The 15,532-nt window shown below is 40.3% G+C and carries 17 protein-coding genes; 9 read left to right on the forward strand and 8 right to left on the reverse strand.

Going from position 1 to position 15,532, the window contains the following annotated elements:
* Positions 1-15: 15 nt before the first annotated feature.
* Positions 16-1,467 (forward strand): TrkH family potassium uptake protein, encoded by a 1,452-nt coding sequence (locus Q4567_RS20135; protein WP_216046813.1) that lies wholly within the window; start codon positions 16-18, stop codon positions 1,465-1,467.
* Between the two features lie 241 nt (positions 1,468-1,708).
* On the opposite strand, the gene Q4567_RS20140 is transcribed toward Q4567_RS20135, so the two are convergent.
* The 7 genes from Q4567_RS20140 to def form a co-directional block, all read right to left on the reverse strand.
* Complete coding sequence (locus Q4567_RS20140; protein ID WP_216046780.1) at positions 1,709-2,452, reverse strand: complement resistance protein TraT; 744 nt, start codon at positions 2,450-2,452, stop codon at positions 1,709-1,711.
* 64 nt (positions 2,453-2,516) lie between these two features.
* Positions 2,517-2,807, reverse strand: a complete 291-nt coding sequence (locus tag Q4567_RS20145; protein ID WP_252728753.1) for a hypothetical protein — start codon at positions 2,805-2,807, stop codon at positions 2,517-2,519.
* Positions 2,808-3,082: 275 nt separating this feature from the next.
* Positions 3,083-3,631: a DUF2780 domain-containing protein gene (locus tag Q4567_RS20150; RefSeq protein WP_303501993.1), complete on the reverse strand. Its 549-nt coding sequence runs from the start codon at positions 3,629-3,631 to the stop codon at positions 3,083-3,085.
* Between the two features lie 106 nt (positions 3,632-3,737).
* Complete coding sequence (trkA, locus tag Q4567_RS20155; RefSeq protein WP_216046778.1) at positions 3,738-5,117, reverse strand: Trk system potassium transporter TrkA; 1,380 nt, start codon at positions 5,115-5,117, stop codon at positions 3,738-3,740.
* Positions 5,118-5,139: 22 nt separating this feature from the next.
* A complete protein-coding gene (rsmB, locus tag Q4567_RS20160) occupies positions 5,140-6,453 on the reverse strand; it encodes a 16S rRNA (cytosine(967)-C(5))-methyltransferase RsmB (RefSeq protein WP_216046777.1) in 1,314 nt (437 codons plus the stop codon).
* A gap of 23 nt (positions 6,454-6,476) precedes the next feature.
* Positions 6,477-7,442 carry a methionyl-tRNA formyltransferase gene (gene fmt / locus Q4567_RS20165; protein ID WP_216046776.1) on the reverse strand — a complete coding sequence of 322 codons (966 nt, stop codon included), beginning with the start codon at positions 7,440-7,442 and terminating at the stop codon, positions 6,477-6,479.
* 16 nt (positions 7,443-7,458) lie between these two features.
* A complete protein-coding gene (gene def / locus Q4567_RS20170; protein WP_216046775.1) occupies positions 7,459-7,971 on the reverse strand; it encodes a peptide deformylase in 513 nt (170 codons plus the stop codon).
* 227 nt (positions 7,972-8,198) lie between these two features.
* On the opposite strand from def, the gene Q4567_RS20175 reads away from it, so the two are divergent.
* The 8 genes from Q4567_RS20175 (at position 8,199) to Q4567_RS20210 (ending at position 14,242) form a co-directional block, all read left to right on the forward strand.
* Positions 8,199-9,260: a LysM peptidoglycan-binding domain-containing protein gene (locus Q4567_RS20175; RefSeq protein WP_252728749.1), complete on the forward strand. Its 1,062-nt coding sequence runs from the start codon at positions 8,199-8,201 to the stop codon at positions 9,258-9,260.
* Between the two features lie 30 nt (positions 9,261-9,290).
* Positions 9,291-10,460 carry a DNA-processing protein DprA gene (gene dprA / locus Q4567_RS20180; protein WP_216046773.1) on the forward strand — a complete coding sequence of 390 codons (1,170 nt, stop codon included), beginning with the start codon at positions 9,291-9,293 and terminating at the stop codon, positions 10,458-10,460.
* 1 nt (position 10,461) lies between these two features.
* Positions 10,462-10,938, forward strand: a complete 477-nt coding sequence (locus tag Q4567_RS20185) for a DUF494 family protein (protein WP_303477080.1) — start codon at positions 10,462-10,464, stop codon at positions 10,936-10,938.
* 64 nt (positions 10,939-11,002) lie between these two features.
* Entirely contained in the window at positions 11,003-11,572 is a 570-nt protein-coding gene (locus Q4567_RS20190) for a type I DNA topoisomerase (protein ID WP_216046771.1), read from the forward strand.
* 80 nt (positions 11,573-11,652) lie between these two features.
* Positions 11,653-12,216, forward strand: coding sequence for a Sua5/YciO/YrdC/YwlC family protein (locus Q4567_RS20195; RefSeq protein WP_216046770.1), 564 nt, complete (start codon positions 11,653-11,655; stop codon positions 12,214-12,216).
* A gap of 2 nt (positions 12,217-12,218) precedes the next feature.
* Positions 12,219-13,157 carry an oxygen-dependent coproporphyrinogen oxidase gene (gene hemF / locus Q4567_RS20200; protein ID WP_303501999.1) on the forward strand — a complete coding sequence of 313 codons (939 nt, stop codon included), beginning with the start codon at positions 12,219-12,221 and terminating at the stop codon, positions 13,155-13,157.
* A gap of 6 nt (positions 13,158-13,163) precedes the next feature.
* Complete coding sequence (gene aroE / locus Q4567_RS20205) at positions 13,164-13,994, forward strand: shikimate dehydrogenase (RefSeq protein WP_216046768.1); 831 nt, start codon at positions 13,164-13,166, stop codon at positions 13,992-13,994.
* Entirely contained in the window at positions 13,991-14,242 is a 252-nt protein-coding gene (locus Q4567_RS20210; protein ID WP_216046767.1) for a DUF1488 family protein, read from the forward strand. The genes aroE and Q4567_RS20210 overlap by 4 nt, the downstream gene beginning before the upstream one ends.
* A gap of 32 nt (positions 14,243-14,274) precedes the next feature.
* Here Q4567_RS20210 and Q4567_RS20215 read toward each other — a convergent pair whose 3' ends face one another.
* Positions 14,275-14,814, reverse strand: a complete 540-nt coding sequence (locus Q4567_RS20215) for a gamma carbonic anhydrase family protein (protein WP_216046766.1) — start codon at positions 14,812-14,814, stop codon at positions 14,275-14,277.
* Positions 14,815-15,532: the final 718 nt, after the last annotated feature.

The following is a 15,532-nucleotide window of genomic DNA, read 5'->3' on the forward strand; positions in this document are numbered from 1 at the left end:
GCCGAATACGCAATGATGCAATACCGCACTATCATTCGTATTCTGGGGTTATTGGTCGCATTGTTCAGCTCAACAATGTTGTTTCCTGCAACAATCTCATTGATTTTTGAAGATGGCAGTGGGCTGCCATTCATACTTGCATTCTTTTTAATCTTATTCACTGGCTTAGCAATTTGGTATCCCAATAGACGTCACCGAAATGACTTACGTGCAAAAGAAGGGTTTTTAATTGTCGTTTTGTTTTGGGTGGTGTTGGCCAGTTTTGGTGCCTTTCCATTTCTGTTGCTCGATCAACCCAGAATGACGGTTACAGATGCGTTTTTCGAGTCTTTTTCGGCTTTAACGACAACGGGCGCTACCGTAATTGAAGGGATCGAATACCTACCAAAATCTGTTCAGTTTTATCGTCAACAACTACAATGGTTAGGCGGTATGGGAATTATTGTACTTGCCGTAGCTATCCTGCCCATTCTAGGGGTAGGGGGCATGCAGCTTTATCGTGCTGAGACTCCTGGCCCAGTTAAAGATTCTAAAATGACACCTCGGATTGCAGATACTGCAAAACACTTGTGGTACATCTACCTTGCTCTTACCGTAGCTTGTTCAATCGCCTATTGGGTTGCTGGTATGGATTGGTTTGACGCCATTTGTCACTCATTTTCGACTATCGCCATCGGCGGATTCTCTACTTACGACGCAAGTTTAGGCCATTTTAACAGTCCTGTAATTAATCTTATCTGTGTGGTTTTTTTATGGATAGCCGCATTAAATTTCGCCTTGCACTACGCTGCTGCCAGCGGACGTTCGTTGCGAGGATATATTTATGATCCAGAATTTAAGGCCTTCTTTTTTATTCAGTTCGTATTGATTCTGGTGTGTTTTTTGGTTTTGGTAAACCACCAGATATTTGGCACCGCTGAAACCGCTTTTAATCAGGCAATATTCCAAGCCGTATCTATTAGTACCACGGCTGGGTTTGTGACCACTGATTTTACCAGCTGGCCGGTATTCCTACCTATATTATTAATTTTTTCCAGTTTCATCGGTGGCTGTGCTGGCTCAACGGGTGGAGGATTAAAAGTCATTCGCGTTTTCCTTTTATACCTGCAAGGTAAACGAGAAGTTGAAAGGTTGATACATCCCAAAGCGGTATATTCTGTAAAGTTAGGGGATAGACTTATGCCTGAGCGAGTTGTAGAAGCTGTGTGGGGGTTCTTTTCTGCTTATGCGATGATATTTGTGGTCATTATGATCGGCTTGATAGCCACAGGTATGGATAATTTAACGGCGTTTTCTGCTACCGCTGCAACACTAAACAATTTAGGTCCAGGATTGGGTACAGTGGCCGGTACTTTTGCTGATGTTTCTGATTCAGGGAAGTGGTTGTTAATTATTGCGATGTTATTTGGACGACTTGAAGTGTTTTCTCTATTAGTCTTATTTTCTCCAACATTCTGGCGTAGCTAATCTAAAAAGACACATAAACTTTGATAGCTGCGCGGAGACTGATACTAGCAGTCTCAAGTTATCTTCTTTCTAGCGTAAAACCGGACCTATGGGTAGATGCTATGTCAACTTGGGATGATGCAGTGTGAGTCTGAGTGAGATAAGAAGCGATGTTTGAATACGTTATTGGGTATACAAAACATCGCTGATTTGAAAAGTATGGTTTAGGCATACACTAGAAGCGTATGCCTAGCAGTAAAATTTAGAAAAATGACGCCATTGCATATGCTGTTTTATCAAACATAGTAGGTTGTGCTTCTTCTAACTCTAAATTGGCTTTATTCGCTGTAGTGACTACTCTGGTGCGATATTCTTTTTGATTCGTTGCTTCTGAATAGGTTTGCGTGGTAGCACCATCATCAGAAATTTTGGTGTTAATTTTTGAATCTCTGCGGACCAAAACGCCAGAACGTGCACGTTCCTTTATTTGAATATCAGCGACTAATAAAAAAGTCACATCTTTAACAAATGCGTTTGCTGCGGTAGACACTAACCCACCAACAAGACCACCTGCTGCTGCATCACGATAACCACCTCCAGCGGCATAACCTAACGCAGACCCTGCGGCTACACCTTCAAAACCAGTTCTTAGGTAGTTCGCTGCTGCTGTGGGTGAAGCCTTTTCGAGGTTCCGTACAAACACACTCATTGAAAATTGTGCATCTTCTGGACTGTCTACAAATGAGTAACCATTTCCACTGCCTGAAATTTGCGATACTAATGCTTCACGAAACGCATTTCGGTCAAATTCCATCACTGCAGAACGAACTTCAAGATATATTTTGCGTTTTTCAGGTGCCACAGCATCAACAAAGATTGAGGTACTTAATTTAGTTTGAACATCTAAATCTTTTTTGGCTATTGACGTATGCACAGCCGCACACCCAGACAACATGAGCGTGAGCATTGCGAATATCAAAAAATTGAAGTGTTGATTCCTTTTCATTTTTATAATTACCTTTTTAATGTTTATTAGTATTGTGTGGTGAGGTTAAATAAAAAAACTATTATTAGTAATAACGTCCATAATATCGGTAATAATAACGACAGTTTCGATATTCTCTCCAATTATATCTAAGTAAATCTCGGCAGGTATATCCTGGGCGCCAATTTTGTCCTGAATATTCCGCTGGTTTTACATTTTTTTCTAGCATGCTTTTTATATAAGCATCAACTTCTTCCGGCTTTTCTGCCAAAAATGGTTTAGCCATTACTTCTTTATTTAATTGGGCTTGCATCTTGGCTAATTCGTCTGCGTCTGATTGCGGATCAGACCAACTGAATAGAGGTGTGAATAACATTACAAATATACAAAAACGTGGGAAAGTGACTTTGTTTGAGAAAGTTTGAATATTCATAACTTTCCTCCTTAAAAGTTAAAATACAAAATTAAATACAACGTATTAACAATACTATAGTTCAACATTGTTCATTTTAACACCAGTTTTTGATGAACTTAATGTTAAAATGATTTTTGTCATGCCGGTGAATATCCCTCACCTAACAAGCTTCTATCTTTCAATAATCGCCAGTTAAAAGCAGTATTATTAAAAGATAGAATGGAAATAGATTTATTTTAGTTGCCAGTTTGGCCCATTAAATTGCCGATACCTTGCATTAATAAGTCTTTAGCTTGCTTGCCTTCTTCTGTATCTAGATATGCTTTAGCTTGTTCTACATACTGCATAATCATTTCAGGTTTAAGACCTAGTGCTTCGAATTGTTTTTTCACTTCATTAATGGCTTTAACTGAGTCGTTGTACTCTGCAGCTTTGTCTAATAATGAACCTAGCCCATCAGTACTTTTTAACTCACTTACGTCAGGAGCGGCGCTGATAAGTTCGTTAATGCCTGGCAAAGTTTCAGATAACTGACTAAATTTGTCAGCGGTCAAATTACCTTTTACATAATTAAACAATGAACCTAAGCCACCTTCTGCTTGTGATGAATCGACGTTCAAATTTTCAATTAGGCTGCCTACCATCGCACTCGTAGTTGGCACTGTTTCTTCCGCTTCTTCACTCATTCCAAACATACTTTTTAATGAATCAAACCAGCCTTCGGCATGAGATTGAGCTGAAAAAGTTAATGTAGCAACAGTAAGTAAAATGGCAATATGTTTCATTTTTTTGTCTCTGTATAAAAGTTGAGGGTGTCTCAACAGGTTTAACTGCAATAATAGTGCAAAGTAGCACAACTTATATTAATAAGGATATACAACTATTGTTTAACTAACCAAAAAAGAATGCGCTGGGCTGGAATAATTTTTCCACATCTGAGATGAATTTTTTATCGACTAAAAACAAGATAACGTGGTCGTTCGCTTCAATTGATGTGGTGCTATGGGCGATAATAACTTCATCTTGGCGAACGATAGCGCCTATGGTTGTTCCTGGTGGTAACTTAATATCGCTTATTTTTTTGCCGATAACTTTCGAGGTGTTTTCATCACCATGGGCAATTGCTTCAATGGCTTCGGCTGCACCTCTACGTAATGAGTAAACATTGACTATGTCACCACGTCGGATATGGGTAAGCAGAGCAGATATCGTCGCTTGTTGTGGTGAAAATGCAATATCAATTTCGCCGCCTTGAACCAAGTCAACATAAGCACTTCTTTGGATCAATACCATGGCTTTTTGTGCACCCAGTCTCTTGGCTAACATGGCCGACATAATATTTGCTTCGTCGTCATTCGTTACCGCTATAAAAGCGTCAACTTGTTGCACATTCTCTTCTGTCAATAATTCATGGTCGGAAGCATCCCCACAAAAGACGATGGTTTTATCCAAATGTGCTGATAAGTATTTGGCTCGCTCTTGGGAGTATTCGATCAATTTGACGTTATGATTGTGCTCTAATCGTTTAGCCAGTCCGGCGCCAATTAAACCTCCGCCAGCTATCATAATTCGTTTATAACTTGACTCTAATTTCTGCAGTTCGCTCATCACTGCTCTAATGTGTTTAGTTGCAGCGATAAAAAACACTTCATCATCGGCCTCAATGACGGTTGATGCCAACGGTCTTATTGGTTTTCCACGACGATAAATGGCAGCCACCCGAGTTTCAACATTGGGCATGTGTTCCCGCAGCGTAGATAACGCGTGACCTACTAACAGGCCACCGTAATACGCCTTAACGGCGACTAAGCTTGCTTTACCATCGGCAAATTCCACGACTTGTAACGCACCTGGATAATCAATCAAGCGCTTAATCGCTTTGGTGACTAATTGTTCTGGAGCGATTAGGTGGTCTACAGGAATATCTTGATGGTGAAACAATTTGTCTTGATGAATAATATATTGTTCGGAGCGAACTCGAGCAATTTTTGTGGGTGTATTGAAAAGAGAGTGGGCAACCTGACAGGCCATCATGTTACTTTCATCACTGTTGGTAACAGCGATCAACATGTCTGCATCTTCGGCACCGGCTTTTGCTAAAATATCAGGGTGAGAGCCAACACCGTGTACTACGCGCAAATCCAGTCGGTCTTGCAACGACCGCAAGGTATCTAGATCTGAATCAATGACGGTAATTTCGTTTTTTTCACCTACCAAGTTTTCGGCTAATGTACCGCCTACTTGACCAGCACCTAGAATTATAATTTTCATGATGTGTTAATTTCGAAACAATTTACTTTGCATTAGAAGACTTTAGCAGTCTCGCATAATAGAAACCATCCATTTGTTTTTCTCCGGGTAGAATTTGTCTTCCTGGGAAAGGTGTTTTAGACGGATTGCTCAATTCACTGAGTGTAGCATCTGCATTGTTTTCTAAGAATTCACTGATTTGTAGGTGATTCTCTTCAGGTAAAATAGAACAAGTTGCGTACAATAACGTACCGCCTGGCTTTAATATTTGCCACATGGCTGTGAGTATCTGCTGTTGTAAACCAACCAATGCTTCAATATCCGCATTTTTACGCAGCCACTTAATATCTGGATGACGTCTTATAACACCTGTTGCTGAGCAAGGGGCATCGAGTAGAATTCGGTCAAATAACTGGCCATCCCACCAACTACTGGTATCAAGCGCATCGGCAGCGACTAATTCTGCATCTAATTTTAGGCGTGTTAAATTTTCTCGTACTCTATCTAAGCGCGAGTCATCAATATCTAAGGCTACACATTTCTGCAAGTTTGCTTGGCGTTCCAATATATGGCAGGTTTTCCCTCCTGGGGCTGCACAGCAATCTAATACTAGGTCGCCTTCTTGAGCATCTAAGTAACTCGCTGCTAATTGAGCTGCACCATCTTGCACTGCAAATAGACCTTGTTGATAACCAGGTAATTGAGTGATGTCTTGGCTCTTTGAAAGTATCAATCCATCGGTATGCTCTTCACTTAGCTCGTAACCAACTTCTTGTTCTTCTAATAGACCCTTGAATGTGTTGATATCGGTTTGACGGTTATTGACTCGTAACCAGATTGGCGGTCTTTGCTGCATTGCACTGCAAAGCTCTTCCAATTGTTCGGGGTAAGCTACTTGTAGCCGCTTGAATAACCACTTAGGCAGGCCAGAGCGTATCTGCGGATCTTGGATAACTTGCTGCGCTAACTCCTGTCGAATAAAGTTTCGCAACAATGCGTTTACTAAACCTTTTAGCGGTTCAACTTTTAGTTGTCTTGCTGCCGCTACCGTTTCAGAAACCGCAGCATGGGTGGATACTCGGGTAAATGCTAGTTGATAAAACCCCAGCATGATCAAATGCTCAGCAACTTTGTATTTATTTTTTAACGGTTTATCTAATAACAGCCTTAACCAGCTTTGCAATACCGGTAGTTGGCGCAGTACGCCGTATACCATCTCTTGCAACCAGGCTTTGTCTTTATCTGAATATAACTCTTGGACTTTGGGCAGGGATTCCCGAGAAGACTGACCATTTTCTAAAATTTGATAAAGTACTTTTGCCGCATCAGCTCGCAATGTTTTATTTGTCTTGGTCACTCTTTTCTCATTGGATGGGGTACTCACGAGAGGGATTGGCCTGTTACAAACCAATTTTTCCTAGCATTTATTATGTCTGCTACTGTCATCGGTTTTTTTCCGGGGATTTGCAATTTAGCTAGTAATAAATTGTTTTCACCTGTGGTTATTTCAATACCTTTTTTGGTGACCGAAACAATTTTCCCTGGTTGTTCACTATTCACATTACCTGTATTGACTAAGCTTGCTTCCCAAAGTTTGATGGCAATTGGCTGTTCACTTTCCTCAGGGGTTAGTTCGAAGTAGGCCACGGGCCAAGGATTAAATGCTCGGACATTGCGTTCTATTTGCTCTGCCGTCATTTGCCAATCAATTAATGCTTCTTGTTTGCTGAGTTTTTCAGCGTAATTGGCAAGTGCATTATCTTGTATTTCTGGCTCAATGTTTTCAATTTTAGTTAAACATTCTAGCAATGCATCTGGGCCAATTTTTGCCAATTTATCGTATAAGCTAGCGCTGGTATCCGAAGGGGCTATTGGTATTGCTTTTTTAAGCAACATCGCACCGGTATCTAAGCCCTTATCCATTTGCATAATAGTCACACCTGTTTGCTCGTCACCCGCCCAAATCGAGCGTTGAATAGGTGCAGCGCCGCGCCAGCGAGGTAATAAAGAACCGTGTACATTTAAGCAGCCTAATCTAGGCGTATCTAAAACGATTTGCGGCAAAATCAATCCGTACGCCACAACAATCATAATATCTGGTTTTAATTCAGCTAATATTTTTTGCGCTTCGGGCGCTTTTAAAGACAATGGTTGTTGAACATTAATGTTGTGTTCTAGAGCCAATTGTTTAACCGCACTTGTTTGCAGTTTTTTACCTCTCCCCGCCGGACGATCAGGTTGACTGTATACGGCTAGAATATTATGTTCTGAATCAATTAATGCTTGTAAATGTTGTGCTGCAAAGTCCGGAGTACCGGCAAACACTATGTTCAATTTTTTGCTCAATGTAGCACTCCAAACATCAAGATGCGCGAGCGGCAAGACGCGCTTCTTTTTCTAACTTACTGCGGATACGCTTGCGTTTTAATGGCGACAGGTAATCTACAAATAACTTACCCTTGAGGTGATCAAGTTCATGTTGAATGCATATTGCTAACAAGCCATCCGCCTCCAAGGTGAATTCTTTACCTTCTGCATCTAACGCTTTTACGATTACGTGTTCTGCACGTTCTACTTTTGCATAATTATTAGGTACTGATAGACAACCTTCTTCACTGATGGCTTCTCCATCCATTTCAATGATTTCAGGATTAATAAATACTCGCGGAGTATTTTGGTCTTCAGAAATATCCATAACAACTACACGTTTATGCACGTCTACTTGCGTGGCGGCAAGTCCGATACCGTTTTCTTCTCGCATGGTTTCGAACATGTCTTCAATTAACTTGGTTATTTCTCCGTCGACTTTATCTACAGGCTTAGCGACTGTTCGAAGTCGTTCGTCGGGAAATTTTAATACGTTTAAAATGGCCATCTTGATCTTCAGCTACACTATACTTTGGTGAATATAAGGTACATTTTTAGAAAAACTGTACCTAGGGTCAGTATTAATTACTATACGGTTCAATAAAATACGCTATTGAATCATTTAAGGCGCTATTCTAGCCTAAATAGAATTAAAGTTCGATCAAGCAAATCAGTGTTTAGGTCGATACTTAACAACAAGGTTCGCTGCATGATGAGGTTGGTATGGGCAAAAGATTGAGTAAACTTCTGGTAATGCTATTGTTTTTACCATTGGCAACAATTGCAGACGTAATTAATATTAAGCAGACTGCACCGCAAGTTTATGTGGTGAAAAAGGGCGATACGTTGTGGGATATATCGAATATGTATCTAAGCAAGCCCTGGTTATGGCCTGAGTTATGGCGCAATAACGTACACATCAACAATCCCCATTTAATTTATCCTGGTGACGAATTACGTTTAAGGTATAACGAACAAGGCGAACCTATTCTCGATATTGTCCGTGATGACCCTAAGCCGCAAATCAAACTTTCTCCAGAAGGGCGTAAAGAGTTGAAAACAGTGCAACCGATTAATACGTTGCCCTGGAGTATTATCCGACCATACATTGAAAGTAGTACCATTATGGATGAAGAGGAGTACGAGCAGCTTCCCTACTTATTGGGAAATCAAGATGGAAATACAGCATTTGCTTCAGGTGACTTAGTCTTAACGAAAGCTGATTCGGATACGCCTGAGCAATATAACGTGGTCAGAAAACAAAATGAGCTTCGTGACCAATATGACAACCTGCTTGGTTTTCAAATTCGTCATGTCGCTGATGCGACGCCATTGGAAAGTGATGTCGAAGGTCAACATCTAGTAAAAGTGGAAGATGCCAATTTTGAAGCAAGGCGAGGCGACAAACTGCTTCCAAGTGAAGCTATGCAAATGGGGAGTATGCGATTAAAAGCTGCAACCCGTCAAAAAGGCAAAATTATTAGTAGCTTAGAACAGCATCAACTTCTTGGTAAGTATGATGTTGTAATACTTGATTTAGGCAGCCGGAAAGTGAAGCCAGGTACTGTTTTAGGTATTTACGTACAAGGCCCGAATATCCAAGTTAGTAACGATCCAAAGTACGATGGTGAAAATAGCTTTATTGATAATCTTTTTGTCGGCAGTGATGAATTGCAACAACCTGCGATTAAAGTTGGCGAGGTTGTAGTGTTCAAAGTGTTTAAAAAAGCCAGTTACGGATTGATTACCCGTTCGACAAAAACTATCCGCGAAGGAGCTATAGTCGCTAAACCGTAAAATATAATGCAATAAATTTAAGGACAGATCATGGCACAGGAAGTGCGTCACTGTGAACAAAACCTACAGGCTGATATAAAGCGCCCTAAGGACACCGAGGAAGCATTGCGGAGTTGGTTGATTCTTGACCAAATTCCTAACTTCGGTATGGGCAAACTCAAAAAATTTCAGCATGTTTATAACCTATCTGCTGATTCTCTATTAACTTATTCGAAGTCACAGTTGGCTGATTTGGGCTTTGATTCTGCTCAAGTGCAGGCTATAACTGCCCCTGACTTACGATTAGTTGATAAGGAGCTTAATTGGTTAGCTGCAGAGCGCTCGCGATTTGCTGTTTACCCTGAACACCCTGACTTTCCCTTTTTATTATCTGAAATCGCTAGACCACCACTGATTCTCTTCGGATGGGGCAATAAAAATTTACTTGCCTCCAATCAAATTGCCATGGTTGGTAGCCGTAATCCAAGTCATTACGGTAGAAACTGCGGATTTGACATTGCTTCTGGGCTTGCTTCGCATGGAATTACTATAACCAGTGGTTTAGCAATGGGAATTGATGCTTGCGCCCACCAAGGAGCCTTGAGCGCTGGTGGAAACACTTTGGCTGTATTAGGTAGCGGATTAGATAATCTTTACCCTAAAAGAAACGTTAAGCTAGCCCATGACATTATTCAGAATGAGGGGGTGATTTTGTCTGAATTTAGGGCGAGTACTAAACCCACACCTCACAACTTTCCTCGCAGAAATAGAATTGTTAGCGGATTATCCCTTGGTGTATTGGTGATAGAGGCCGCGATTAAAAGTGGCTCATTGATCACTGCAAAATATGCGATAGAGCAAAATCGCGAAGTATTTGCTATTCCGGGTAATATAAATAACCCACTTAGTGAAGGTGCGCATTTATTGATCAAACAAGGCGCCAAACTCGTATCAAGTCTGCAGGACATAATTGAAGAATTTCAGAACGTTAATTCTTGTGTTCTAACGGAATATTCTAAAAACAGTGAAAAAAGTCCGATTGAAAGCTTGGCAACCGACAAATTGTTAGATAGTGTAGATCATGACGTTACTGCGTTAGACGTCGTTATACAACGTAGCGAGATGCCGATTAAAGTCGTATTGGCGCAATTATTAGAATATGAGTTGCGTGGTTTAGTAGCCTCAGTATCTGGAGGCTACATCAAATTGAGGGGTAAATAATATGTTCGATATCCTCATGTATCTGTTTGAAAATTTCATTCACAGTGAAACTGAAATTCGTGTTGATCAAGATGAATTGACCGACGAACTCGTGCGCGCTGGATTCCATCATGATGAAATCTACAAAGCGTTATCGTGGTTAGAAAAGTTAGCCGCTTTACAAGAAACGGATATCAACCCGTATTTTGTTAAATCCGGTGGTGCTTTAGTCAATCGTATTTATACCCAAGAAGAAGAAATGCGATTGGATGTGCAATGCCGTGGTTTCTTGATGTTTTTAGAGCAGATTAATGTTTTAGACTCAGTAACAAGAGAAATGGTGGTTGATAGAGTAATGGAGATAGACTCTAAAGAATTCTGTCTCGAAGACTTAAAGTGGGTTGTGCTGATGGTACTCTTTAACGTTCCTGGTAAAGAAAACGCCTATGCTCAAATGGAAGATCTTTTATTTGAAGAGCCAGAAGGCCCCTTGCATTAAATCTCAGGTAGTAAAATCTGTGGCAATAAGCCACTGCAAATTGAAGCAAATGGCATGATCGATTATGTCTAAGATCGATCACACTCTTTTTGCCGCTCATGAACACGCACTCGATGGAGATTTTGGTGTGTGTCCTGACTGCGGCGCAAAACTCCAAATTAAACGTGGCAAAAATGGTGCTTTCCTAGGCTGCAGTCAATATCCAACATGTGATTTTGCTAAGCCCTTGCATGACAACGCAACTGTAGAGCTAAAACAAATTGACGGCTCTAAATGTCCTGACTGCGGTATGACCTTAGCGATTAAGAAAGGACGATTTGGTTTATTTATTGGTTGTACTGGTTATCCAGATTGCCACCATATCGAAGCTGTTAAGCAACAAAAGGACATCCACATTGCCTGTCCGTCATGTAAAACAGGCAAACTAATTAAACGCACAAATAAATTCGGTAAAAGTTTTTACGCCTGTGATGGCTACCCAAAGTGTAAATATGTTTTAAATTCGCAGCCGGTAGACAAAGCCTGTCCTAAATGTCATTGGTCAGTTTTAATAGAGAAGAAAGCGGACGGTCAGGTTTATTATCAGTGTCCACAAAAAGATTGCGGTATCAAGGTTCCTATTGATAGCAAATAAGCTCATTTCGTTCTGACGTCTTTCCACATTATCTCATTTGCATTACACTCCACGTCTGATTTTTAAGTATCCCTAGTCAAATGGACATAAGTCAAAATCCACAAAATTTTAAGCAGCAGTTTTTTGCTGGCGAAGTTTTTGCGTATCCCACCGAAGCAGTTTTCGGTCTGGGCTGCGATCCAACTAATGAAGCGGCAGTAATGAAATTGTTGGCGTTAAAAAATAGAAGCCTGGAAAAAGGCTTGATATTGATTGCCAGCAGTAAACAGCAACTAACCCAATATGTGAACTTTTCCGCCATCAACCCAGAGATACTTGCTGAGGTTAAAAACTCTTGGCCTGGGCCAAACACCTGGTTACTACCTAAACAACAAGGCACACCGGACTTTATTACCGGAGGCTCTGATTTGGTAGCTGTTCGGGTGAGTGATCATCCTGTGGTTAACCAAATGTGTGAACAAGTTAACAGTGCAATTGTATCGACAAGTGCGAATTTAAACGGTGAACCACCGGCTAAAACATGCGAACAAGTCTATGCGCAATTTGGTCCCTCCCTACTGTGCGTGCATGGGGCTTTAGGTAATCAAAAAAATCCAAGTCAAATCCGTAATGGCATAACCGGTGAAACAGTAAGAGCAAGTTAAATATGAACTCAAAAAGTACTCCCGATATAGATGCAGTAAAGCGCTTTTTACTGAAACTACAAGATGATATTTGTCATACCCTAGAATTAGTTGATGGAAAAAAACAGTTTAAACAAGATAATTGGCAGCGTGAAGAAGGTGGCGGTGGCCGCACTCGAGTTCTGACCAATGGCCAAGTAATTGAACAAGGTGGAGTTAACTTTTCTCATGTGTTTGGAACCCAGTTACCTGATTCTGCTACTGCCGCTCGACCTGAACTAATTGGCCGCAGTTTTCAAGCAATGGGTGTATCCTTAGTTATCCATCCAAAAAATCCTTATGTGCCAACATCTCATGCCAATGTTCGATTCTTTATGGCTGAGAAAGAAGGAGATGAACCCGTTTGGTGGTTTGGTGGTGGTTTCGATTTAACCCCTTTTTACCCGTTTATGGAGGATGTACAGCATTGGCATGGTGTGGCGAAACAGGCTTGTTTGCCATTTGGGGAAGGGGTGTATGAAAAGTATAAGGAATGGTGCGACAGATATTTTTATATCAAACACCGAAACGAAACCAGAGGGGTTGGGGGATTGTTTTTTGATGATCTCAATGAGTTAGGTTTCGAACAATCATTTGAATTTATGAAGTCTATCGGTAATGGCTTTCTTGATGCTTATATACCTATTGTTGAAAAGCGTAAAGAAACCTCTTATTCGGAACGAGAAAGACAATTTCAATTATATCGACGAGGTCGTTACGTTGAATTTAACTTGGTATATGACCGAGGAACATTATTTGGTTTGCAAACCGGTGGAAGAACAGAGTCTATTTTAATGTCTATGCCCCCGTTAGCTCGTTGGGAATATAATTTCCAACCTCAATCAAATACACCAGAAGCTAGACTCACTGAAGAATTCCTTAAACCACGCGACTGGTTAAACGAACAAGACAAAGGGAAGTAATAGATTTTGGAAATAGACAAATATGCTGTGTTTGGTAATCCAATAGCACAAAGTCGTTCGCCACTTATTCACCAAACGTTTGCTAAGCAACGCAATGAAATTATTGATTATCAAAAGATTTTAGGTCAAAAGGGAAATTTCTCAGCCAATTTAGATGAATTTTTCGCCGATCCTAATGCTAAAGGTTGCAACATAACCAGTCCTTTTAAGCAAGACGCAGTGGAATGGGTTACAGAGCTTTCTCCTGCAGCGGTAAAAGCTGGCGCAATCAATACGATTATTCGCTTAGATGAAAATCGTTTCAGAGGTGAAACCACTGATGGCCCTGGCTTAGTCTTGGACTTGAAACATCAGCACTTTGACTTTACTGACACGCGGATTTTATTAATTGGTGCTGGTGGTGCGGCGAGGGGAGTGATTCTTCCTATCTTAGAGCAAGGCGTTAAAAATATTACGATTGTGAATCGTACAAAAGAAAAAGCCGCAGAACTTGCTAACTGGTTTGCTAATGAACAGGTTTGTGCTGCAGATTTTTCTGAACTAAATACTAAATTATCACAATCTTTTGATTTAATAGTGAACTGCACTTCTGCGAGCTTAAGTGGTCAATTGCCTGATCTATCTGACAATGTGCTGTCGCAAGCAACTATGGTTTACGACATGGTTTACCTTTCAACTCCAACTGTTTTTGTAGAACGAGCCAAAACACTAGGAGTTACCCATACGAGTGATGGCTTAGGTATGTTGGTCGGACAGGCCGCCCATAGTTTTAAATTGTGGCGCGGTTACATGCCAGACATTGAACCGGTAATGCAACAGATAAGACGTATGTTATGAATCAGGCTATTCAAATAGTGGATGGCTTTGAATATGATGAGCGATATAAAGGACTCAAAATTATCGCTATAAATAACGGTGCATTAGTAAACTGTTATATTACCGAAGTGACACAACAAGAAGCGGAAGCATTTTATGCTCTTCATCAATTTGATTTCGAAGAGCATATAAGTTTGCTAATTGAACAAGAAGAGTTTAATCAAAACGGTGATATATCGTTTTCTAAATCTGAACTGCCACTTAACTAAGTATCAGTTCTTAGTTAATTCTAAAGTCGCGCTTAAACTTCAGCTAAATATTCATCTTTAGTCACTAAGTAATTGTCTGCGGAAACTTTTAAGAATGCTATTTCAGCTTCAGATAGTTTTCGAGCTTGTTTCGCCGGGCTGCCAACATATAAGAAACCACTTTTTAAAGTTTTATTTGGTGGCACTAAACAACCTGCACCAACAAACACATCATCTTCGACTATCGCGCCGTCCATTATAATTGCACCCATACCGACCAATATACGATTTCCCAATGTACAACCATGCAGCATACATTTGTGGCCTATGGTTACGTCGTCACCAACAATTAATGGATATCCGTCTGGGTTATTAACGCTGGAGCGGGTAACGTGTAGCACTGTACCATCCTGAATGTTAGTTCTATGACCAATTCGTATACTATTCACATCACCTCTGGCGGCGACTAATGGCCAGATACTCACTTCGTCCCCACAAACTACATCGCCAACTATGACACTGGAATTATCAATATAACACTTAGCTCCAAACACTGGAGTCATTCCTTTAAACGATGAAATTGGTTTTTGCATGTCGTTGTTACCTATATGAAGCGACCTTTGTTTATTAGGGCAATACTAACATTGTTTTTAAAAATCGTCCTTTACCGGTTAATAGTAGGCAGTATTAAAGTCTTCTTATATAAGTGTTATAAAACTAAACTTATTTATTTAGCAATGATGTAGCTGTTTTGAGCCAGTATTATTTGGAGTTGTGCTTTATAAAGATTTTAGAAGCTTTGTAAAACTAAGTAATAGGAAGCTTATTCAACTCTGTACCACTGTTCTCTGTTTACGCTTCAATAACTAGAAACGCATCGTCTAAAAAGCCTAAAGATACGAATAACCAAGCATTAGTTTTAAAAAGCTTCTCTAACCGCTAAGCGAAACACTACAAAAGTCAGCTCAAATAATCAGCAAATAAGCAATAATTGACGCAAAAATAAGCAAACAAACGGATTTTTCAATTTATTTTAAAATAGCCCTTGATCTTCGGATTATGGTCTGTAGAATGCGCGCCTCGCTTCGGGACAAACTTTAAAGAATGTCTCTTCTTAATAGCCTTTATATGAATATTAAGAGCAAGCCGCAAGGCAAGTGTGAAGCGGGATGGAGACGATTTAGCGATTTGAAATAAATTCAAAAAAACTAAATAAAAACGTTGACATCAAATGCCGGAAGTGTAGAATACGCCTCCCGCTTGAGAGAGACCTAACGGACTCACTAAGCAGAGAAAAAGTTTTCTAGGCGA

Origin of the sequence: Aliiglaciecola sp. 2_MG-2023, assembly GCF_030548145.1 — a bacterium.
GTDB classification, from domain to species: Bacteria; Pseudomonadota; Gammaproteobacteria; order Enterobacterales; family Alteromonadaceae; genus Aliiglaciecola; species Aliiglaciecola lipolytica_A.